Here is a 20,110-nt window from a genome sequence, read left to right as displayed (position 1 = left end):
GGCCTTCGACGACAGGCCGATCAGGCCTGCCGCTCGATGACAAAACGGGCGGCGGCGCGCAAATGCGCCGACCGCTCGCCATAGGGGGCCAGCGCCGCCTCTGCCTCGGCCACCAGGTCGCGCGCCTTGGCTCGCGCCGCCTCCAGCCCGAGAAGCGAGACGAAAGTCGCCTTGCCGGCCTCGGCATCCTTCTGCGCCCGCTTGCCCAGGGTCGCGCTGTCACCGGTCACGTCCAGGATGTCGTCGGCGATCTGGAAGGCGAGGCCCAGCGCCGCCGCATAGGCGCGCAGCGGGGCGCGGTCCGCCCCGGCAAGGATCGCCCCGGCCTCGGCGGCAAAGCCGATCAGCGCGCCGGTCTTGCCCGCCTGCAGCGCGGTGATCTCCTCCAGCGTCAGGCTCCGCCCCGCCGTCTCGGCCGCGATGTCCAGCGCCTGGCCCAGCACCATGCCGTCGATACCCGAGGCGACCGCCAGCCCCCGCACCAGCTCCATCCGCACCTCGGCCGAGCCAAGCGCCGGATCGCACAAGAGCTCGAAGGCCAGCGTCTGCAAGGCATCGCCCGCCAGCACCGCCGTCGCCTCGTCCCATTTCCGGTGCACCGTGGGCTGCCCGCGCCGCAGGTCGTCGTCGTCCATGCAGGGCAGATCATCGTGCACGAGCGAATAGGCATGCAGCGCCTCGATCGCCGCCGCCGCGCTGACCGCCTGCCCCTCGGGAACCCCCAGCATCCGCGCGCCTTCCAGCACCAGGAACCCGCGCAGCCGCTTACCGCCCCGCACCGCATAGCGCATCGCGTCGGTCACCGGCTGGTCCGCACGGCCCTGCAAGGCCGCCAGAAGCCGCGCCTCGCACAGCGCTGCATCCGCCGTCAGCCGCTCCTGAAAGGTCACATCCCCTCCGCCGGAGTCGTGCCCACCGCCCGGCCTTCCTGCGCCCGGATCAGTTCCACCTTCTCCTCGGCCTCGGCCAGCTTCTTCGCGCAATGCGCCTTGAGCTGCGCCCCGCGCTCATACAGCGCGATCGACTGCTCCAGCGGAACCTCGCCGCGCTCCAAAGCCCCCACGACCTGCTCCAGGGCGGCCATCGCCTCCTCGAAGCTCATCGTCTCAACTGCCTTGTCGCTCATCGGCCCCGCTCCTCCAGCACACCCACATGCGCGGCAACGCAGGCCGCCAGCGCATCGAGATCATAGCCACCCTCCAGTGAGGATACCACCCGCCCCCCGGCGAAATCGCACAGGCGCTCGGTCAGCCAGCGATAGTCATCGGCCTGCCACTCCAATCCCGCCAGCGGATCATGGGCATGGGCATCGAAGCCGGCCGATATGAGCAGCAACTCAGGTTTCCAGTCGCGCAGGGCCGGAAACACCGCGCCCTCATAAACCTCGCGCATCGCCCGTCCGCCAGATCCGGGTCGCAGCGGCAAGTTCAGGATCTGCCCCTGCGCCCCCCGCTCATCAGGCTGCCCGGTCCCCGGATAGAGCGGCATCTGGTGGCTGGAGACGAACAGGCACCTCCCCTCGTTCCACAGCAGATCCTGCGTTCCGTTGCCGTGATGCACATCGAAGTCCACGATGGCGACGCGGCCCAGCCCGTGATGATCCAGCGCCCGCTTCACCCCGATGGCCACCGTCCCGAACAGGCAGAAGCCCATCGCCGTCTCGCGCTCGGCATGGTGCCCCGGGGGCCGCCCGGCAACAAAGACGGTCCGGGCCTCGCCCGATACCACCGCATCGACCGCCGCGCAGATCCCCCCGACCGCCCGCAGCGCCGCCTCGTACGATCCCGGGGACAGGAAGGTATCTCCATCCAGCTGCACCCAGCCCTCTGCCGGCACCGCCCCCTTCACCCGCGCCAGATACCCGGCCGGATGGCAGCGCAGCACCTCCGTCTCGTCCCCCGAAGGACACTCCCGCCGCTCGACCGCGCTGCCCCGAAGCCCGCGCTCGACAGCCTCAAGACGCTCCACCCGCTCCGGATGCCCGGGCGGGGTCACATGGCGCGCGCAGTCGGGATGCGTGAAAACCAGCATGCTCTTGCCCTTTTCGAAATACTCCGGGTAGCCAATTGGTTTCGCCATCGGTTCGAGAAACCGAGTGGCTGGGGGCAGCGCCCCGGGGCCGGTCAAGCCTCAATCCGGCTGCAGCATGTAACCCTCGCCCCGCACCGTCTGGAGATAGCGCGGCACTTTCGGGTCGTCCTCGATCTTCCGCCGCAGCCGGGTGATCTGCACGTCCACCGCCCGCTCCTGCGCGGCATCCTCGCCGCCGGTCTCGCTCGCCAGCTTCTCGCGGCTCAAAGGGATTCCGGGATGCGCGGCAAAGACCCGCATCAGCTGCGCCTCGGTCGCCGTCAGGCGCACCGGAACCTCTCCGCGCCACATCTCGCCCCGGTCCTGGTCATAGCGCACCGCGCCCAGGTGCAGGACCGTCCGCGCCGGCTCGGCCGGTTTCACCTGGGGCACCCGCCGCAGGATCGCGTTGATCCGAAGCAGCAACTCCTTCGGCTCGAACGGCTTGACAAGGTAGTCGTCCGCGCCCGCTTCCAGCCCCTCGATCCGGTTCGCCGCCTCGCCCCGCGCGGTCAAGAGCAGGATCGGCGTGGTCATCCTCTTGCGGAGGTCCCGCGTCAGGGTCACCCCGTCCTCGCCGGGCATCATCACGTCAAGCACGATCAGGTCGAACTCCAGCCCGGCCAGGATCCGCCGGGCCTGAGACGCATCGCGCGCGACCGATACCAGGAAGCCGTTGCGGATCAGGAACTTCTGCAGAAGCCCCCGGATGCGCTCGTCATCGTCCACGATCAGCAAATGCGCGTCCGGGACCATCACCCACCCTCCTTCAGGCGGTTGTACTGGCGCCGCATCTCGGGATCCATCATCGCTTCCAGCACCTGCCGGAAGCCAGCCACCGCCTGCGGCCCCGCCGCCCGATAGGCCGCCCGCATCCGCGCCCGCTGCGCGTCCGACAGTTCCCGTTCCAGCATCTGTCCCTTGTCCGTCAAATGCAGATGCCGTTCCCGTGCATCCACCTTGCCCTTCTCGCTGCGAACAAGGCCATCCTCGATCAGGGTGCGCAACACACGATTCAACGACTGCTTTGTAACACCGAGGATCGACAGGAGATTGGAAACCGTCGTTCCGGGAGAGCGGTGGATGAAATGGATCGCCCGGTGATGCGCCCGCCCGTAATTCATCCCCTCCAGAATCCGGTCCGGGTCGGCGGTAAAGCCGCGATAGGCGAAGAACATCGCCTCGATCCCCTTGCGCAACTGCTCATCCGTCAGGAACAGCAGGTTCTCGCCGCCGGGTGCCTCTGCCATCACCACCTCCATTTCGGCGGAATTTACGTCAGCCTTGTTGACTTTCCAAGTATGAACCCGTAACTCTCGGCCGATTTCGCGCAAGAATCTGTCCGGAACGGACCTTTCGGGCGCAACATTCGCAAAACCGGAGGCGGAAATGGCAGGCTACGACGATCGCGACGGGTTCATCTGGATGGATGGCAAGCTGGTGGAATGGCGCTCCGCCAAGGTCCACATCCTGACCCATGCGCTGCATTACGCCTCTTCGGTGTTCGAGGGTGAACGGTGCTACAACGGCAGGATCTTCAAGAGCCACGAACATTCCCTGCGCCTCCTGCGCTCGGGTGAGCTCTTGGACATGCCGATCCCGTGGACGGCGGAACAGATCGACGCCGCCAAGGACGAGGTGCTGAAGGCCAACGGCCTGACCGACGCCTATGTCCGCGCCATCGCCTTCCGCGGCGTGGGGGACGAGATGGGCGTCGCATCCCTCGGCAACCCGGTCCGTCTTGCCATCGCCTGCTGGTCCTGGGGCGCCTATTACGGCGACGCCAAGATGAAGGGCGCCAAGCTCGACATCGCCAGGTGGAAGCGCCCCTCGCCCGAAACCATCCCGTCCGAGGCCAAGGCCGCCGGTCTCTACATGATCTGCACCATGTCCAAGCATGCCGCCATGGCCAAGGGCTGCTCGGACGCGATGATGCTGGACTATCGCGGCTATGTGGCCGAGGCGACCGGCGCCAACATCTTCTTCGTCAAGGACGGAGAGGTGCACACGCCCAAGCCGGACTGCTTCCTGAACGGCATCACCCGCCAGACCGTGATCGGGATGCTGCGCGACATGCAGATCAAGGTGCACGAACGCCACATCCTGCCGGAAGAGCTGGAGGGTTTCGAACAGTGCTGGCTGACCGGCACGGCGGCCGAGGTCACCCCGGTCGGCCAGATCGGCGATTACACGTTCGAAGTGGGCGAAATGACCCGCCGCGTGGCCACCGAATACGAACGCCTCGTCCGCGCCTGAGCGATCCGAGACAAGGAAGGCCGGGCCGCTACGCCTGGCCTTTTCTGTTCGTTCGGGGGTCAGACGATTTCCGTCACCACCTCGATGTTGCCCCTGGTCGCGTGCGAATAGGGGCAGATGAAATGGCCGCGCTCGGCGATCCGCTCCGCCACGGCGCGGTCCACCCCCGGCATCGACACCACCAGCCGCACCTTCAGACCAAAGCCGCCGTCGCTGCGACCGCCGATCCCGACATGGGCGGTGACGGTTGCCGCCTCCGGCACCGTGCCCAGCTTCTCGCTCGCCGCTGCAAACCGCATCGCCCCGAGATAGCAGGCGCTGTAACCCAGCGCGAACAGCTCCTCCGGGTTGTGACCAAGACCGGATCCGCCCAGTTCCTTCGGGCTGGCGTGCGTGATGGTCAGTTGTCCGTTCGCGAGGGTGGCAACCCCGTTGCGCCCGCCGCCAGTTGCCTTTGCTTCAGTCCAGTATTTCGCGTCCACAGTCATTTCAAGTATCCTTCACACACGATTAAATCGTCTACGATTTATAAGTCATGGTGAACTGCCCAAGTCAAGCCCGTTTGCACAAGGTTGCGTCTAGATCGCTTGCGACCTATCATTTCGCCATGACCCTGCCGCCGTCCGACATGCTCTGCTTTGCGCTGCACTCCACTGCCCACGCAGTGCATGCCGCCTACGCCCCGCTGTTGCATCCGCTGGGCCTGACCTACCCGCAATATCTGGCCATCTCGGCGCTCAGCGCCCGGGACGGAATGACCGTCAGCCAACTCGGCGCCGAATTGCGGCTGGAGTCCAACACGCTGACTCCCTTGCTCAAGCGGATGGAAGCTGCCGGCTGGCTGACCCGAAGCCGCGACAGCCGCGACGAGCGGCAGGTGCGCCTGTCCTTGACCGACGCTGGCCGCAACCTTGCCGAACGCGCGTCCGAGGTGCCCCGCGCCTTTGCGCAAAAGACAGGGCTCCAGATGTCCGAGATCGCGGACCTGCGGGACATTCTCGCCGCCCTGCGGGACAAGCTGAAGCCTGCAAAACCCTGACGAAGTGTTAACGCGGACAGGCAAGCCCTTGAAAGGACTTGCCACGGGAACTTGTCCACGCTGGACAGCTCAGACGGTTCGGCCCCGCTCGATCCGCAGGAACTGGACCAGCCGGGCGGCACCCGAAGCCCCCCTGGCGCGCAGCCAGGTGTCACGGGGCGTGCGGGACAGGCGCAGGAAATGCTTGACGCGGGCTCCGGTGGACCGGGCGCGATGGTCGGCAAGATGACGGCTCATGCTCTCCTCCCAGAAGTCTGCAGGACCGACAGCTTGCACCCGAATCGCCCAGTCGCCAACCTTTTCGAAAGGTCCGTCCGCATGATCTTGCCAGTCCACCGTCCGGGCGGCTAGCCTGCGCCCGGCATCCAGTTTTCGACCCGGACAAAGGACACGCAATGAAATTGCTGAGATACGGGCCCAAGGGCAAGGAGAAGCCCGGCCTCCTCGACGCGGCCGGCCGCATCCGCGACCTCTCGGCCCATGTCGCGGATATCGGCGGCGAGGCCCTGTCCCCTGCCAGTCTGCAACGCCTGGCGGCGCTGGATCCGGGCAGCCTCCCCCTCGTCCCGGGCATCCCGCAGAAGGATGTCCGCCTTGGCCCCTGTGTCGGCGGCACGCGGAAATTCGTCTGCATCGGCCTGAACTACGCCGACCACGCCGCCGAGACCGGCGCGGCGATCCCCAAGGAGCCTGTCGTCTTCAACAAGTGGATCACCGCCATGTGCGGCCCTGACGACGATGTCGAGATCCCGCGCGGCTCGGTCAAGACCGACTGGGAGGTCGAACTGGGCGTCGTGATCGGCACCGGAGGCAAGTATATCGACGAGGCCGACGCGCTGGACCATGTCGCCGGTTATTGCGTGGTCAACGATGTGTCCGAACGCGAATACCAGACCGAACGCGGCGGCACCTGGGACAAGGGCAAGGGCTGCGACACCTTCGGTCCGACCGGCCCCTGGCTGGTCACGAAGGACGAGGCCGGCGACATCGGAAATCTCAAGATGTGGCTCGAGGTGGACGGCCATCGCTACCAGAACGGCTCGACCGCGACGATGATCTTCGGCGTGGCCCACATCGTCTCCTATCTCTCGCAGTTCATGTCGCTGGAACCCGGCGACGTGATCTCCACCGGCACCCCGCCCGGCGTCGGCCTGGGGCAGAAACCCCCGGTCTACCTGAAGGGTGGCGAGGTCATGCGGCTGGGGATCGAGGGGCTGGGCGTGCAGACCCAGCGCGTGGTGCGGACCTAGGTCGTGGCGGCCCCGGTCAGGCGCCGCAAGGCCCAAGCCGCGGCATCCGCCACCGCGGGATCGGGGTCCTCCAGTCGTTCCGCGGCAAGGGTAGCCAGACCCGGCAAACGCGAGTTTCCGATCGCATACAGCACGTTCCGCACCAGCCGATCGCGCCCGATCCGCTTGATCGGACTGCCCGCGAACATCGCCCGGAATCCGGCATCGTCCAGCCGCGCAAGACTGGACAGTTCCGGCAATCCTACCCGGGGCTTATACCCCATGTCCCGCGCGGCGACGGCGAACTTGTTCCAGGGACAGACGGCGAGACAGTCGTCGCAGCCATAGATCCGGTTGCCCATCAACCCGCGCAACGCCTCGTCCACCGGCCCGCGATGCTCGATGGTCAGGTAGGAAATGCATCGCCGCGCATCAAGCTGATAGGGTGCGGGGAAGGCTTCCGTCGGGCAGATGTCCAGACAGGCGGTGCAACTGCCGCAATGGCTGACTTCCGCCGCGTCGGGCTCCAGCTCCAGCGTGGTGAAGATCGCGCCCAGGAACACCCAGTTCCCCAGGTCGCGGCCCAGAAGGTTGGTATGCTTGCCCTGCCAACCCAGCCCCGCCGCCTGGGCCAGCGGCTTTTCCATCACCGGTGCCGTATCGACAAAGACCTTGATCTCGCAGTCTGTCTCTTGCCGGGCCGCCTCCTGGATGAGCCAGCGCCCCAGCCGCTTCAACCGGCGCTTCACGAGGTCATGATAATCCTTCCCCTGGGCATAGACCGACACCACCCCCCGGTCGTGCTGGGACAATCCGGACAACGGGTCGGATCCGGGCGTGTACGCCTCGGCCAACATGACGACAGACCGCGCCTCAGGCCACAAAGCCTGCGGAGAGCCGCGCCAGGTCTCCCGATCCGCCATCCAGCCCATCTGCCCATGCCGACCTTCGGCGAGGAACTGGCGCAGCCGCCCGGCCGCCTCGGGGACAGCGTCGGGCCGGCAGACCCCGGCCTTCACGAACCCTTCCTCCAGCGCGCGCGCGATCAGGCGGGCCTTCAAACCCTGCATGGGCTTGCCCTTTTCCGAAATACTCCGGGGGTCCGGGGGCTGGCCCCCGGCCGACGCCAGCCCCTAGAAATCCAGGTCGGCATAATGCGGCGCCGGCGGAAAGCCCGAGATCTGGTCCGCGAGCAAGGGCCGGAACGAGGGCCGCGACTTGATCTTCGCATACCAGTCCTTCAGCACGGCATGCCGGTTCCAGTCGACATCGCTGATGTAGTCCAGACAACTCAGATGCGCCGCCGCGGTGAAATCCGCCAGCGTCATCACATCCCCCGCCAGCCAGCGCCGCTGGTCCAGGAGCCAGGCCATGTAGTCGAGATGATACTTGATCCGGGTCGAGCCCATCTTGACGTTGCGCGAATCCGGGTAGCCCTGCCCGGTGACCTTCTTGTTCACCCGTTCGTACAACAACTTCGAAGTCACCTCTTGGTGGAACTTGTCGTCGAACCAGGCGCAAAGCCGCCGCACCTCATAGCGACCCTCGGGATCCTTGGGCATCAGGGGAACCTGCGGCGCGATTTCCTCCAGGTATTCGCAGATCGCCTGGCTTTCGCTCAGCATACGGTTGCCCATCTTCAGGATCGGCACCTTGCCCGCCGGGTTCCGGCGCAGGAAGTCGGGCGAGGGCTCCCAGTACCGCTCTTCCACCAGTTCGGCCTCGATCTTCTTTTCCGCCAGCGTCAGGCGCACCTTGCGGCAGAACGGCGACAGAGGAACGTGATAAAGGCGGTTCGTGGGGCGGTTCATCGGGCGGAGATCTCCGGTCTTTCCCCTCATTGCCGCGCCGGGGGGCGGAATTCAATCCCCGCGCGGGATCAGCCCTCGAAACAGGCGGATCTGCCGTCTGCGGCGATGGTTTCGGCGCCCGACATGATCGCCCGTGTCCGGCTGCGCACAAAGGTCGACGGCTTGGAGGCGCTGCGTCCTTTCGGGTCCGGCAGGACGGCAGCAAGCCGCGCGGCCTGCAGGGCGGTCAGGTCGCGGGCATCGACACCGAAATAGTGCTGCGCCGCGGCCTGCACGCCGAACACGCCTTCGTCGAACTCGGCAACGTTCAGATAGACCTCCAGGATACGCTGCTTGGACCATGCCAGCTCGACGACGGGCGTCAGGATCGCCTCCAGAGATTTGCGGACCCAGCTGCGCCCATGCCAGAGGAACACGTTCTTCGTCACCTGCTGGCTGATGGTCGAGGCTCCGCGATTGCTGCCGGATTCGATGGCTTGTCGGATGGCCGCCATGTCGAAGCCCCAGTGATTGCAGAAGTTCGCGTCTTCGGCCGCGACCGCCGACCTGCCCATCACCGGGGCGATCTCGTCCCAGCCGACCCAGTCCTTCTCGATCCCGCCCAACCGCCAGGACTCGCCCAGTTGGTACAGATTGATCGGCGGCGGCAGAAAGGCGAACAGCAGGATCAGAACCGCGTAGAAGCCCGCCACGGTGACTCCGGCGCGGGCAAGCCACCGCAGGCCAAGTCGCAACACCGACGGCCGCGCGGGCGGCGCCTCCTTTGCGGCAGCCCTCCGCTTCCGCGCGCTTGCGGGCGGCTTGGCCGCGGTCCTGTCTGCTGATTTGTCGCTCATTCCGCCACAAGGCCGCAGGCACGACGCGCCCGTCAAGCCGTAACTCTGTCAGTCTGCGGGCAGATCGTGGGGCCGGCTCAGCGCAGCCTGCGGAATCTGGCCCATGATGTCGGTCAAGGCCTCTTCGGTCCGCGCATCAAGACGGGTCCAGTAGGTCCGGGGTGACCCTTGCAGGCTGTCCAGTTTCGCCATGACCCTTTCCTTGCCCAGAAGCCGAACGCGCATCCCGACAGCGGCTCCGCCCTTCTTCAGCGACTGCACGACGTCATCCAGAAAAGTCCGGTCCAGGCCGGCAGCCACCAATTGTGCCGCAAGCCCCTGGCTTTCGGGCTTCGGCTTGCGTCCGTCCAGGAACATCAGGCCGATCATCACGCCCCAGCCACCACCGCCCAGGGGTGCGCCGCTGGCAAGGTCGATCGACTGGTTGACGGTGATGCGACCTGCCGCGCTGCGAGATACCACGACGATGTCCTCCGGCTCGGTTCCGGCCGCCTGCTGCAAGGCCGCAAGCTGTTCGCCAGCCGCAAAGGCAGCAGCCTCACTGCGAAACACGGAAATGATCAGATCTGACACCTGGCGCTCTCGGGTTCGGGCCGCTCGGCACTTATCTAGTCGGCGCGGCGGACTCGCGACAAGCGGATTTCGGGTCGGTCTTGCGTCGCTGCCGGCTGATCGGCACGAAACCGAACCGTCCCGGCGAGAGGGGCCTTGACCCCACAGCTGGGCGGGGTTTCCCTCGGACCGATCCCGACCGGAGCGGCCGGGTCGGTGCGGGAAGCCGGCTGCCACATGGGGTCGGGTAGCCTCAGGGAGGGATATGGGATTGATTTCGCGCACGCATTCGGCAAACGGCACCGCGTCCGAGGCGGTCTATTCCGACTGCGGACGGTATCGCTATCTGCTGACGCGGACCTGGGGATCGGGGCCACGAGCGCTTTTCGTCATGCTCAATCCCTCGACCGCGACCGAGATCCAGAACGACCCGACGGTCGAGCGATGCCAGCGCCGCGCCGTGGCGCTGGGTTTCGGGTCCTTCCGGGTGACCAACATCTTCGCCTTCCGCGCCACCGATCCAAGAGAGATGCGCGCCCAGCCCGATCCGGTCGGGCCGGACAATGACTCTGCCATTGTGGACAGCGTTCCCTGGGCCGACCTGGTCCTCTGCGCCTGGGGAAACCACGGCCTTCACCTGGGCCGAGGCGCAGCGGTGAGCGCAATGTTGCGACAGGCCGGGGCGCAACTCTTCCATCTTGGGCTGACCGGTCAGAACCAGCCCCGCCACCCCCTGTATGTCGGGTATGACCAGAGGCCGCTGCCGTGGTAAGCGTCAGGAAGCCATCAGCCTGATGTCCGACACCCCGAACGGCGCTCCACTGACAACGGCAATCTTCGCACCGTCAAGATAGACTGCCTGGCCCTGACCGCCATCGTTCGGGCCAACCGTCACGACCGGATCGGCATGTACCTCGGGATCATAGATGATGACCAGGGTGTCCTCGGCCGGGTCATAATCCATGATCCGGGTGACCGAGGTCTCCGGAAGCCACTTGTCCAGAACGAATTCGTCTGCACCGCTGCCACCTGTGGCGATGTCTCCGGCGCCGAGGATCAGCCGGTCGCTGCCCGCACCGCCGTTGATGTAGTCCAGCTCCTGCCCGCCCGGCCCCGTCTCGACCCCCGAAATCCGGTCGTCACCGCTGCCGCCGTCAAGAATGTCGCTGCCCTGGCCCCCGTCCAGCGCATCGTTGCCAGCACTGCCGACCAGCCAGTCTTCGTCCTCGCCGCCATCAATCCAGTCGTCGCCCTCTCCGCCGATCAGGGTGTCACGACCGGCGCCGCCCTCCACGCTGTCATTGCCCTCGCAACCGGCAAGACTGTCGTGACCCGACCCGCCAATCAGCGCATCGTCCCCCGCTTGCCCCTGAACACTGTCGGTCCCGTCGCCACCGAGGATCGTGTCGGCGCCGTCGCCGGCCCAGACCGCGTCATTTCCGCCGCCGGCGTCGATCCAGTCATCTCCGGCTCGACCGTCGATCACGTCGTCTCCGCCGTCGGCATGAATGGCATCGTCACCAGACCCGCCAGACAGGGCATCGGCATTGTCGGTGCCATCGACCGTCAACGGATCGTCCCCCGCGTCGGGAAGGTCGTCCGACGTAGGGACGCCGGGCTCGAGGATCACGAGGTCCAGAATCTCGCTGTCGCCTTCGGGCACATCATCTTGCGGGGCCCCGTCCTCCGCCGACCCGTCCTCGGCGCCGGCAGCTTCACCACGGCCGAACAGCATGGCATCGGCCGCAAGGCCGGCCGCAAGGACCCCAAACAAACCGAGCAGTGCCAGCAACTTGTCAACTCCCTGTCTGGGCCGGCAGGACCACTTTACATCAGATCCAGCCGTTAACCTTTTGTTAACGAATGGAAAATCACCCTGACCTTACCACAATGCGCGCGGCTGCCCAAGTCTTTCCCGAAGATTCACACCCGGAGTCTGACGTCTTGGTTAAAGGGCGGTTGCCGAACTCACCGCGAAACCCCTTCCCATCGCAGGCGAATCCGCCTATACGCCCGCATCCGCCGCCGTGGCGGAACCTCCAAGGGCCCTGCTGGACGACATCCCGGCTTGCGCCATAACCCCTTTCACAGGAGACCACGATGTCGATCACCGTTGAAGAGAAGGCCCGCGTCATCAAGGAATACGCGACCAGGGAAGGCGACACCGGTTCGCCCGAAGTCCAGGTCGCCATCCTGTCCTCGCGGATCGCCACCCTGACCGAGCATTTCAAGAGCCACAAGAACGACAACCATTCGCGTCGTGGCCTTCTCATGCTCGTCGCCCAGCGCCGCAAGCTGCTGGACTACCTGAAGAGGACGGACGAAGCGCGGTACACCTCGCTGATCACCCGCCTCGGCCTGCGCCGCTGATCCGACCCGGGATTGCAAGGAACGCCCGCGCCCCCACAGCGCGGGCGTTTTCGTTTGACTTGAGCCCGGCGGTCGTCGCCGCCATATAGGGACAAACGGAGGGCGAGATGGCGGACGAAAAGTTCCCGGGCTGGCACGGAACCACGATCCTTGCGGTCCGCCGCGGCGGAGAGGTCGTCGTTGCCGGCGACGGCCAGGTCTCGCTGGGTCAGACCGTAATCAAGGGCACTGCCCGGAAGGTGCGCCGCCTGTCTCCCGGGGGGCACGACGTGGTGGCCGGCTTCGCCGGATCGACCGCGGATGCCTTCACGCTTCTGGAACGGCTGGAAAAGAAGCTCGAGGCCGCCCCCGGTCAGCTGGCCCGTGCCTGCGTCGATCTGGCGAAGGACTGGCGCATGGACAAGTATCTGCGCAACCTCGAGGCCATGCTGATCGTGACCGATGGCAGTGCGCTTTACGTCATCACCGGCGCGGGCGACGTGCTGGAGCCGGAACACGACGTGGCCGCCATCGGTTCGGGCGGGAACTTCGCGCTGGCCGCAGCCCGCGGCCTGATGGCGACCGACCTTTCCGCCGAGGAGATCGCGCGTCGCGCCATGGCCATCGCGGCCGACATCTGCGTCTATACCAACGGCAACCTGACCGTCGAACGGATCGGCCAGCCGGTCAGCCCTGGCCCATCTCCTTCTTGACCTGCATGTAGGCCTGGAGGACGGCGTTCATCCGGGTCTGGTAGCCGGGCCCTTGCGCCTTGAAGAACTCCAGGACCGCCGGATCAACCCGAAGGGAGATCAGCTTCTTGCGCGCCTGTTCGGGAACGACGGTATCGGTCCAGCGGGCGTCGCCCAGGATTTCGTCCGGCCGGTCCTCGACCTGGCTGCCGGTGCCGAGCACCAGGGTGCCGTTCAGCGCTCGCTTCTCGGCGATGCTCAACCGCTTCGGGCCTTCTTCCAACATTCACGCACTCCCACGAACGCCAACTGCAATTCTGTTATTCTTCTTTTTCAGGCTCTTGCAAGCCTGTCTGAAGGTATACACATCGTGTAACTACACTTTTCGGACGTATATACCAGAGGTAGATACCAGAATACCTGACTTGGTTTGGCGCCACAAACCCCTTATCTGTGGCTGCACGGTTTCCTGCCGAAGAGGCCCCGAATGACCCCTGAAGATCTGCGCGCCGCCGTTGCCGCCGGAATTGTCAGCGAAGCGCAGGCCGCCTCGCTTTCCGCTCTGGCCAACGAGCGTGCAGGCAAGCGCGCCACGCTACCCCAGGAAGACGAACCGTTCGAGTTCTTCCGCGGCTTCTCGGAAATCTTCATCTCGGTCGGCCTGGTGATCCTGCTGTCCGGCGTCACTGCCCTGCTCGCAGCCTTCGGAGGCTTTGCCCTCCTGACCCTGGTGCCGCTCGCGACGGCGGCGATCGCGTGGTGGTGGGCAGGCTACTTCACGCTGAAACGCCGGATGACCCTGCCCTCCATGGTCCTTGCCAGCGCGTTCGGCGCCGGAGTCATGCTCTTCGTCTTTTCTGTCCTTCGTCAGGTCGGGCTTGAGGCCCGCGCCCTCGGTATCCTGGGTTTCCTCGCCTCGGCCGTTGCGCTGATGCTGTGGTACCGGCGCTTCCGCCTGCCCTTCGCGGCCTTCCTGACCGGGGCCGCGCTGCTGGGGGCGATCTACTCCCTTACCGCATCGGCCTCCAACCTCATCGGCCTTGCCGGAGCCGAAGGCTATCGCGCCATGTTCGACCTGAGCGAAAGCCCGGCCTTTGCCACCGCAACCCTGGTCTTCGGCATCGGCGCCTTCCTCGTCGGCATGTGGTTCGACACGCGCGATCCGCATCGCCTTGGCCGCCATTCCGCCACCGCCTTCTGGTGCCACCTCCTCGCCGCGCCGGCGCTGGTGAACACTGTCGCCGTGACGCTCTTGAATGGCGGCGGAACCGGGGCACTCGCCGTCGCCCTGGTTCTGATCGCGATCCTGGCCCTCGTCATCGACCGCCGCAGCTTCCTGACCGCAGCCATCGTCTACATCGCCATCGTGATCTCCTGGCTGATGGGCGAAGGCGGCGGCACCAGCTGGATCTTCGTCCTCCTCCTGCTTGGCGCCTTCATTACGGCAATCGGCACCTGGTGGGTCCAGCTGCGCGCCAGGGTCATGCAGATGCTGCCCGATTTCCCCGGCAAATCCCGCCTGCCGCCATACGGATCCACCGAATGACCGACCTCACCCCCCGCGAAATCGTCTCGGAGCTTGACCGCTTCATCATCGGCCAGAGGGAAGCCAAGCGCGCCGTCGCCGTCGCCCTGCGCAACCGCTGGCGCCGCAAGCGCCTGGGCGACGACCTGCGCGACGAGGTCTATCCGAAGAACATCCTGATGATCGGCCCGACCGGCGTCGGCAAGACCGAGATCAGCCGCCGTCTGGCCAAGCTGGCCAAGGCGCCCTTCCTCAAGGTCGAGGCGACCAAGTTCACCGAGGTCGGCTATGTCGGCCGCGATGTCGATTCAATCGTGCGCGATCTTGTGGATGTGGCGATCAACGACACTCGCGTCCGCATGCGCGAAGAGGTGAAGGCCAAGGCACAGCGCGCGGCCGAGGACCGGGTGATCGAGGCCATTGCCGGCAAGGACGCGCGCGAACAGACGCGAGAGACCTTCCGCGGCAAGCTGAAGCGCGGCGAACTCGACGACACGATGATCGAGATCGAGGTCGCCGATGCCGCCCCCGCAATGCCGCTCGGCTTCGGGATGCCCGGCATGGAAACCCAGATGCAGGGCTTGCAGGACCTGTTCAAGGCTTTCGGGGGCCGCTCCAGCCGCAAGCGGATGACCGTCGCGCAAAGCTACGAGGTGCTGATCGGCCAGGAAGCCGACAAGCTGCTCGACGACGAGGCCGTGCGGGCCGCGGCGCTGGAGGCGGTGCAGGAAAACGGCATCGTCTTCCTCGACGAGATCGACAAGATCTGCGCCCGGTCCGACGCCCGCGGCGCCGATGTCAGCCGCGAGGGCGTCCAGCGCGACCTCCTGCCGCTGATCGAGGGCACAACCGTCAGCACCAAGCACGGCCCGGTCAAGACCGACCATATCCTGTTCATCGCCTCGGGCGCTTTCCACATCGCGAAACCCTCGGACCTCCTGCCCGAACTCCAGGGCCGGCTGCCGATCCGGGTCGAACTGGCGCCGCTGACCGAGGACGACTTCGTCCGCATCCTGACCGAGACCGACAATGCCCTGACCCGGCAATACGCCGCGCTGATGGCGACCGAGGACGTGAAGGTTGACTTCACCCCTGATGGCATCGCCGCCCTGGCCCGCATCGCCGCCGAGGTGAACCGCAGCGTGGAAAACATCGGCGCCCGGCGGCTTTACACGGTGATGGAGCGGGTGTTCGAGGAACTGTCCTTCGACGCCCCGGACCGATCCGGCGCCTCGGTCGTGGTCGATGCCGCCTTCGTCGAGACCAACATCGGCGCCCTCGCCCGCTCTGCCGACATCTCGCGCTACGTCCTCTAGCCGCTTGCCCTTTGCCCAAATACTCCCGCCGGAGGCTCCACCCGCAGCCAGATGCTGCGCCCTTTCCCACTTGCAGCGCAAAGGGTAGTCTCAGCGGACCAAGCGGAGAGCAGACGTGACCGACGACGCCGTGACGCCGATGATGGCGCAGTATCTGGAGATAAAGGCCCAGAACCCCGGCGCGTTGCTGTTCTACCGGATGGGCGATTTCTACGAGATGTTCTTCGACGACGCGGTGGCCGCCGCCGCCGCGCTCGACATCGCGCTGACCAAGCGCGGCCTGCACCTGGGCGAGCCGATCCCGATGTGCGGCGTTCCGGTCCATTCGGCCGAGGGCTATCTCCTCACCCTGATCCGCAAGGGCTTTCGCGTCGCCATCGCTGAACAGCTGGAGGACCCGGCCGAAGCGAAGAAACGCGGCTCAAAGGCCGTGGTCCGGCGTGATGTCGTCCGCCTCGTCACCCCCGGCACCCTGACCGAGGATTCGCTTCTCGAAGCCCGCCGCCACAACTTCCTTGCCGCCTTCTCCGAGGTCCGCGACCAGGGGGCGCTGGCCTGGGCCGACATCTCGACCGGCGAGTTCCGGGTCATGCAATCCTCGCTGAGCCGCCTTGGCCCGGACCTCGCGCGCATTGCCCCTCGCGAGCTTCTGCTGAACGAGGCGCGGGAAAGCGACATTGCGCCGGGCCTCGCTGATGCCGGCCTTTCGATCACCCCGCTGTCGCGCGGCAGCTTCGATTCCACCAACGCGGAACGGCGGCTCTGCGATCTCTTCGGCGTCGCCTCGCTGGACGCCTTCGGCACCTTCGAGCGTGCCGAAGTTTCGGCCATGGGCGCACTGGTCGATTACCTGCACCTCACCCAACGCGGGAAGATGCCGCGCCTCTCGCCTCCGGTGCGCGAGACGACGGGCGGGGTCATGCAGATCGACGCCGCGACACGGCGCAACCTGGAACTGACGCAGGCGCTGTCGGGCGGGCGCGAGGGTTCGCTGCTCGCAGCCATCGACCGGACCGTCACCGCCGGCGGCGCGCGCCTCCTTGAACGCCGCCTCTCCTCGCCTTCGCTCGACCTGCAGGTCATCCACGCCCGCCAGGAAGCGCTGGATTTCCTGCTGGAACGACCCGCCCTGCGCGAGCGGCTGCGCGATGCGCTGCGCCGCGTCCCCGACATCGACCGCGCGCTTTCACGCCTTGCGCTCGACCGCGACGGCCCCCGAGACATGGCGGCGATCCGCGCCGGGCTGGAACAGGCGGGGCAGATTGCCACCCTGCTGACTGACGCCCCGCCCCTCCTGGCCGAGGCCGCCCGCGCGCTGGTCGGGCACGATGCGCTGGTGCACCTCCTGACCCGCGCACTGGTGGCCGAGCCGCCCCTTCTGACCCGCGACGGCGGCTACATCGCGCCTGGCTACGACCCCGAACTCGACGAGACGCGCAGCCTGCGCGACGAAGGCCGCGGTGTCATCGCCCGGATGCAGGCCGAATATGTCGAGGCAACCGGCATCGCCAGCCTGAAGATCAAGCACAACAACGTGCTGGGCTACTTCATCGAGACGACGACGACCCACGAAGATCGCATGCGCGCCATGCCGGAGCTGTTCATCCACCGTCAGACCACCGCCGGCCAGGTCCGCTTCACCACGCTTGCCCTGTCCGACCTCGAAACCCGGATCCTGAACTCGGCCAACCACGCGCTTGAGCTTGAGAAGCGGCACTATTCTGCCCTCAAGGTCGAAATCCTCGACCACTCCGCCCCCATAGCGCTGGCCGCCCGAGCGCTGGCCGAGATCGACCTCGCCGCCGCCTTCGCCGACCTCTCCGCCGAGGAAAACTGGTGCGCCCCGGTGGTGGACGACAGCCGTGCGTTCCAGATCGCCGGCGGCCGGCATCCGGTGGTCGAGCGTGCCCTCAGGCGAGAGGGCCAGCCCTTCGTCGCCAACGACTGCGCCCTGACCGACCGGGACACGCCCGCCATCTGGCTGTTGACCGGCCCGAACATGGCCGGGAAATCCACTTTCCTGCGCCAGAACGCCCTCATCGCCCTTCTGGCGCAAGCGGGCTCCCATGTCCCCGCCACGTCAGCCCGGATCGGCCTCGTCTCGCAACTGTTCAGCCGGGTCGGCGCGTCGGACGACCTCGCCCGGCGCCGCTCCACCTTCATGGTCGAGATGGTCGAGACCGCCGCGATCCTGAACCAGGCCGACGACCGCGCGCTGGTGATCCTGGACGAGATCGGCCGCGGCACCGCCACCTACGACGGCCTCTCCATCGCCTGGGCGACGCTGGAACACCTGCACGAGGTCAACCGCTGCCGCGCGCTGTTCGCCACGCATTACCATGAGATGACGGCGCTTGCGGGCAAACTGCCGGGGGTCAGGAACGCGACCGTTGCGGTAAAGGAATGGGAAGGTGAGGTGATCTTCCTGCACGAAGTCCGCGAAGGTGCTGCCGACCGCAGCTATGGCGTGCAGGTCGCGCGGCTGGCGGGCCTGCCGCCCTCCGTCATCGAACGCGCCAAGGTCGTCCTCGATGCCCTGGAAAAGGGCGACCGCGAGGGCGGCAAGCAGGCCACGCTGATCGACGACCTGCCCCTTTTTCGTGCGGCACCGCCTGCACCCCCGCCGCAGAAACAGACGGTTTCCGCAGTGGAGGAGCGGTTGAAGGGCGTCCATCCGGATGAACTCACCCCGATGGACGCCTTGAAACTTATCTATGAACTCAAAGGCTTGTCGTAGGGTGCGCTACAGCGCACCGTCGGAAGGTGCGCTGTAGCGCACCCTACGCCTTACCCAGCCGTGTTCGACGACACCCCAACCTGCGCCGGGCGCAAGAGCCGATCGTGCAGCAGGAAGCCTTCCGTCGCCACCTGGATAATCTGACCGGCCTTCGTCCCCGGCAAGGGCGCTTCGAACATCGCCTGGTGCAGCTGCGGGTCGAACTGGTCCCCGACAGCCGGGGAAATCATCGTGATCCCGTGCTTGGTCATCACATTGGTCAGCTCGCGCAGGGTCAGCTCCACCCCTTCGATCAGCGCCGCCGAGGCCGCACGGCTTTCCTCCGGGATCGCCTGGAGCGCACGGTTCAGGTTGTCATAGACCGGCAGCAGATCGCGCGCGAGCTTCGTCCCGCCATACATCTCGGCCTCTTTCCGGTCGCGCTCGGCCCGCTTGCGGCTGTTCTCGGCATCGGCCAGCGCCCGCATGAACTTGTCGCGCAGCTCGTCGCGCTCGGCCCGGAGGGCCTCCAGCTCATCGACTTCCGGCTCATCGACTTCCGGGGTTTCAAACTGTTCCAGCTCCACCTGCGAAGCGGTGGTTTCTTCCTGCGACATCGTCACGTCCTTCTGTCACGCCTTGCCGCGGTCACTGACCAGGCGGCCCACCAGCTGGGCGGTGTAATCGACGATCGGCACGATGCGGCCATAGTTCAGCCGAGTCGGACCGATGACGCCCACCGCGCCGATGATCTTCCGATCCGCGTTCATATAGGGAGAAACGACCAGACTTGAACCGGAAAGTGAGAAAAGCTTGTTCTCCGACCCGATAAAAATCCGCACGCCCTCGCCCGCTTCGGTCAGGTCCAGGAATTCGGCGATGTCCCGCTTGCGTTCCAGATCGTCGAACAACACGCGAATCCGCTCGATCTCGGCCTGATCCGCCACATTGTCGATCAGGTTCGCCCGGCCCCGCACGATCAGCCGCTCGGAAGGCTCGCCAGCGTTTTCCCAGACGGCCAGCCCGCTTTCCACCAGCTCCCTGGCGAGCGAATCGATCTCCTGCCGGCGCCTGGCGATCTCGGTCACCATGCTGGCCCGCAGTTCCGACAGCGTCCGCCCCTCGGCCAGGGCATTCAGAAAGTTCGCCGCCTCCCGCATCGAGGATGGCGTCTGCCCCGGCGGCGGGACGAAGATGCGGTTTTCCACCTGCCCGTCGGCAAAGACCAGCACCACCAGCGCCCGCTCCGGCCCAAGGCTCACGAACTCGATATGCCGGATCGCCGCTTCCCGCTTGGGCGCCAACACGACGCTCGCCCCCCGGGTGATGACCGACAGCGCCGCCCCAACCTCATCCAGCAGCGTGGTCACGTCCTGATCGTTGACCCCCAGCGTCGCGTCGATCTTCTCCTGATCCTCCGGCGCGACCTGGCCCACCTCCAGCAGGCTGTCCACGAACATCCTGAGACCCAACTGGGTCGGCACCCGTCCGGCCGAGACATGCGGGCTGTCCAGCAATCCCAGGTATTCCAGATCCTGCATCACATTACGAACCGTCGCGGCCGAGACCTTCTCGGACAGCGTTCGGGACAGCGTGCGCGATCCGACAGGCTCGCCGGACGACAGATACCCCTCGACCACGCGCCGAAACACTTCGCGCGTCCGCTCGTTCATGTCGCTGAGCATGGGCTGGCTGGTCATGGTAATCGGGGTTGCATCC

The 20,110-nt window shown here is 66.3% G+C and carries 24 protein-coding genes; 9 read left to right on the top strand and 15 right to left on the bottom strand.

Annotated features, from left to right (window positions below; translation table 11 throughout):
• Nucleotides 1-20: 20 nt before the first annotated feature.
• From FL625_RS03490 to FL625_RS03470, 5 genes are all read right to left on the bottom strand, one after another.
• Complete coding sequence (locus FL625_RS03490) at nucleotides 21-890, bottom strand: polyprenyl synthetase family protein (RefSeq protein WP_149587248.1); 870 nt, start codon at nucleotides 888-890, stop codon at nucleotides 21-23.
• Nucleotides 887-1,126: an exodeoxyribonuclease VII small subunit gene (locus tag FL625_RS03485; RefSeq protein ID WP_149587247.1), complete on the bottom strand. Its 240-nt coding sequence runs from the start codon at nucleotides 1,124-1,126 to the stop codon at nucleotides 887-889. Before FL625_RS03485 ends, FL625_RS03490 begins: the two co-directional genes overlap by 4 nt.
• Nucleotides 1,123-2,031 (bottom strand): histone deacetylase family protein, encoded by a 909-nt coding sequence (locus tag FL625_RS03480; RefSeq protein WP_149587685.1) that lies wholly within the window; start codon nucleotides 2,029-2,031, stop codon nucleotides 1,123-1,125. Before FL625_RS03480 ends, FL625_RS03485 begins: the two co-directional genes overlap by 4 nt.
• Before the next feature lie 99 nt (nucleotides 2,032-2,130).
• Nucleotides 2,131-2,829, bottom strand: coding sequence for a response regulator (locus FL625_RS03475; RefSeq protein ID WP_149587246.1), 699 nt, complete (start codon nucleotides 2,827-2,829; stop codon nucleotides 2,131-2,133).
• On the bottom strand, nucleotides 2,826-3,320 hold the full coding sequence (locus tag FL625_RS03470) for a MarR family winged helix-turn-helix transcriptional regulator (protein WP_149587245.1): 495 nt from the start codon (nucleotides 3,318-3,320) through the stop codon (nucleotides 2,826-2,828). Before FL625_RS03470 ends, FL625_RS03475 begins: the two co-directional genes overlap by 4 nt.
• Before the next feature lie 139 nt (nucleotides 3,321-3,459).
• Between FL625_RS03470 and FL625_RS03465 the strand changes: the two genes are divergently transcribed.
• Nucleotides 3,460-4,326, top strand: a complete 867-nt coding sequence (locus FL625_RS03465; protein WP_149587244.1) for a branched-chain amino acid aminotransferase — start codon at nucleotides 3,460-3,462, stop codon at nucleotides 4,324-4,326.
• A 59-nt stretch (nucleotides 4,327-4,385) separates the two neighbouring features.
• On the opposite strand, the gene FL625_RS03460 is transcribed toward FL625_RS03465, so the two are convergent.
• Complete coding sequence (locus FL625_RS03460; RefSeq protein WP_149587243.1) at nucleotides 4,386-4,814, bottom strand: organic hydroperoxide resistance protein; 429 nt, start codon at nucleotides 4,812-4,814, stop codon at nucleotides 4,386-4,388.
• Nucleotides 4,815-4,933: 119 nt separating this feature from the next.
• Between FL625_RS03460 and FL625_RS03455 the strand changes: the two genes are divergently transcribed.
• On the top strand, nucleotides 4,934-5,365 hold the full coding sequence (locus FL625_RS03455) for a MarR family winged helix-turn-helix transcriptional regulator (protein ID WP_149587242.1): 432 nt from the start codon (nucleotides 4,934-4,936) through the stop codon (nucleotides 5,363-5,365).
• Between the two features lie 69 nt (nucleotides 5,366-5,434).
• Here FL625_RS03455 and FL625_RS18200 read toward each other — a convergent pair whose 3' ends face one another.
• Nucleotides 5,435-5,602 carry a hypothetical protein gene (locus tag FL625_RS18200; RefSeq protein WP_200833871.1) on the bottom strand — a complete coding sequence of 56 codons (168 nt, stop codon included), beginning with the start codon at nucleotides 5,600-5,602 and terminating at the stop codon, nucleotides 5,435-5,437.
• Between the two features lie 158 nt (nucleotides 5,603-5,760).
• Here FL625_RS18200 and FL625_RS03450 point away from each other — a divergent pair, with 158 nt between their 5' ends.
• Entirely contained in the window at nucleotides 5,761-6,615 is an 855-nt protein-coding gene (locus FL625_RS03450) for a fumarylacetoacetate hydrolase family protein (protein WP_149587241.1), read from the top strand.
• On the opposite strand, the gene queG is transcribed toward FL625_RS03450, so the two are convergent.
• The 4 genes from queG to FL625_RS03430 all read right to left on the bottom strand — a co-directional run bounded on the left by queG (nucleotide 6,612) and on the right by FL625_RS03430 (nucleotide 9,814).
• Complete coding sequence (queG, locus tag FL625_RS03445; RefSeq protein WP_149587240.1) at nucleotides 6,612-7,664, bottom strand: tRNA epoxyqueuosine(34) reductase QueG; 1,053 nt, start codon at nucleotides 7,662-7,664, stop codon at nucleotides 6,612-6,614. The genes FL625_RS03450 and queG overlap by 4 nt on opposite strands.
• 63 nt (nucleotides 7,665-7,727) lie before the next feature.
• Entirely contained in the window at nucleotides 7,728-8,405 is a 678-nt protein-coding gene (gene fzlA / locus FL625_RS03440; RefSeq protein WP_149587239.1) for an FtsZ-binding protein FzlA, read from the bottom strand.
• A 68-nt stretch (nucleotides 8,406-8,473) separates the two neighbouring features.
• Entirely contained in the window at nucleotides 8,474-9,241 is a 768-nt protein-coding gene (gene mtgA, locus FL625_RS03435) for a monofunctional biosynthetic peptidoglycan transglycosylase (protein ID WP_149587684.1), read from the bottom strand.
• A gap of 48 nt (nucleotides 9,242-9,289) precedes the next feature.
• Nucleotides 9,290-9,814, bottom strand: a complete 525-nt coding sequence (locus FL625_RS03430; RefSeq protein WP_149587238.1) for a DUF1269 domain-containing protein — start codon at nucleotides 9,812-9,814, stop codon at nucleotides 9,290-9,292.
• A 244-nt stretch (nucleotides 9,815-10,058) separates the two neighbouring features.
• On the opposite strand from FL625_RS03430, the gene FL625_RS03425 reads away from it, so the two are divergent.
• Complete coding sequence (locus FL625_RS03425; protein WP_200833870.1) at nucleotides 10,059-10,565, top strand: DUF1643 domain-containing protein; 507 nt, start codon at nucleotides 10,059-10,061, stop codon at nucleotides 10,563-10,565.
• 3 nt (nucleotides 10,566-10,568) lie between these two features.
• Here FL625_RS03425 and FL625_RS03420 read toward each other — a convergent pair whose 3' ends face one another.
• Entirely contained in the window at nucleotides 10,569-11,585 is a 1,017-nt protein-coding gene (locus FL625_RS03420; RefSeq protein WP_149587237.1) for a calcium-binding protein, read from the bottom strand.
• Between the two features lie 308 nt (nucleotides 11,586-11,893).
• On the opposite strand from FL625_RS03420, the gene rpsO reads away from it, so the two are divergent.
• Entirely contained in the window at nucleotides 11,894-12,163 is a 270-nt protein-coding gene (gene rpsO, locus FL625_RS03415; protein ID WP_149587236.1) for a 30S ribosomal protein S15, read from the top strand.
• Between the two features lie 107 nt (nucleotides 12,164-12,270).
• Nucleotides 12,271-12,855 (top strand): ATP-dependent protease subunit HslV, encoded by a 585-nt coding sequence (hslV, locus tag FL625_RS03410; protein WP_149587235.1) that lies wholly within the window; start codon nucleotides 12,271-12,273, stop codon nucleotides 12,853-12,855.
• Here the strand turns inward: hslV and FL625_RS03405 are convergent.
• The gene (locus FL625_RS03405) at nucleotides 12,830-13,120 is read right to left on the bottom strand and encodes a BrnA antitoxin family protein (protein ID WP_149587234.1); all 291 of its coding nucleotides are present in this window, start codon (nucleotides 13,118-13,120) and stop codon (nucleotides 12,830-12,832) included. The genes hslV and FL625_RS03405 overlap by 26 nt on opposite strands.
• A 201-nt stretch (nucleotides 13,121-13,321) precedes the next feature.
• On the opposite strand from FL625_RS03405, the gene FL625_RS03400 reads away from it, so the two are divergent.
• The 3 genes from FL625_RS03400 to mutS all read left to right on the top strand — a co-directional run bounded on the left by FL625_RS03400 (nucleotide 13,322) and on the right by mutS (nucleotide 18,412).
• Nucleotides 13,322-14,380, top strand: a complete 1,059-nt coding sequence (locus FL625_RS03400) for a hypothetical protein (RefSeq protein ID WP_235019301.1) — start codon at nucleotides 13,322-13,324, stop codon at nucleotides 14,378-14,380.
• Nucleotides 14,377-15,675, top strand: coding sequence for an ATP-dependent protease ATPase subunit HslU (hslU, locus tag FL625_RS03395; RefSeq protein WP_149587233.1), 1,299 nt, complete (start codon nucleotides 14,377-14,379; stop codon nucleotides 15,673-15,675). The genes FL625_RS03400 and hslU overlap by 4 nt, the downstream gene beginning before the upstream one ends.
• 115 nt (nucleotides 15,676-15,790) lie before the next feature.
• On the top strand, nucleotides 15,791-18,412 hold the full coding sequence (gene mutS, locus FL625_RS03390) for a DNA mismatch repair protein MutS (RefSeq protein WP_149587232.1): 2,622 nt from the start codon (nucleotides 15,791-15,793) through the stop codon (nucleotides 18,410-18,412).
• 50 nt (nucleotides 18,413-18,462) lie between these two features.
• Here the strand turns inward: mutS and FL625_RS03385 are convergent, their stop codons facing one another.
• Nucleotides 18,463-19,008 carry a nucleotide exchange factor GrpE gene (locus FL625_RS03385; protein ID WP_149587231.1) on the bottom strand — a complete coding sequence of 182 codons (546 nt, stop codon included), beginning with the start codon at nucleotides 19,006-19,008 and terminating at the stop codon, nucleotides 18,463-18,465.
• Nucleotides 19,009-19,023: 15 nt separating this feature from the next.
• Nucleotides 19,024-20,091 (bottom strand): heat-inducible transcriptional repressor HrcA, encoded by a 1,068-nt coding sequence (gene hrcA, locus FL625_RS03380; RefSeq protein ID WP_149587230.1) that lies wholly within the window; start codon nucleotides 20,089-20,091, stop codon nucleotides 19,024-19,026.
• Between the last annotated feature and the right edge of the window lie 19 nt (nucleotides 20,092-20,110).

It is taken from the genome of Tabrizicola flagellatus (genome assembly GCF_008271465.1).
Classification (GTDB): domain Bacteria; phylum Pseudomonadota; class Alphaproteobacteria; order Rhodobacterales; family Rhodobacteraceae; genus Tabrizicola; species Tabrizicola flagellata.
The sequence above is the reverse complement of the archived record's forward strand: the minus strand, read 5'-3'. Positions and strand labels throughout refer to the sequence as shown.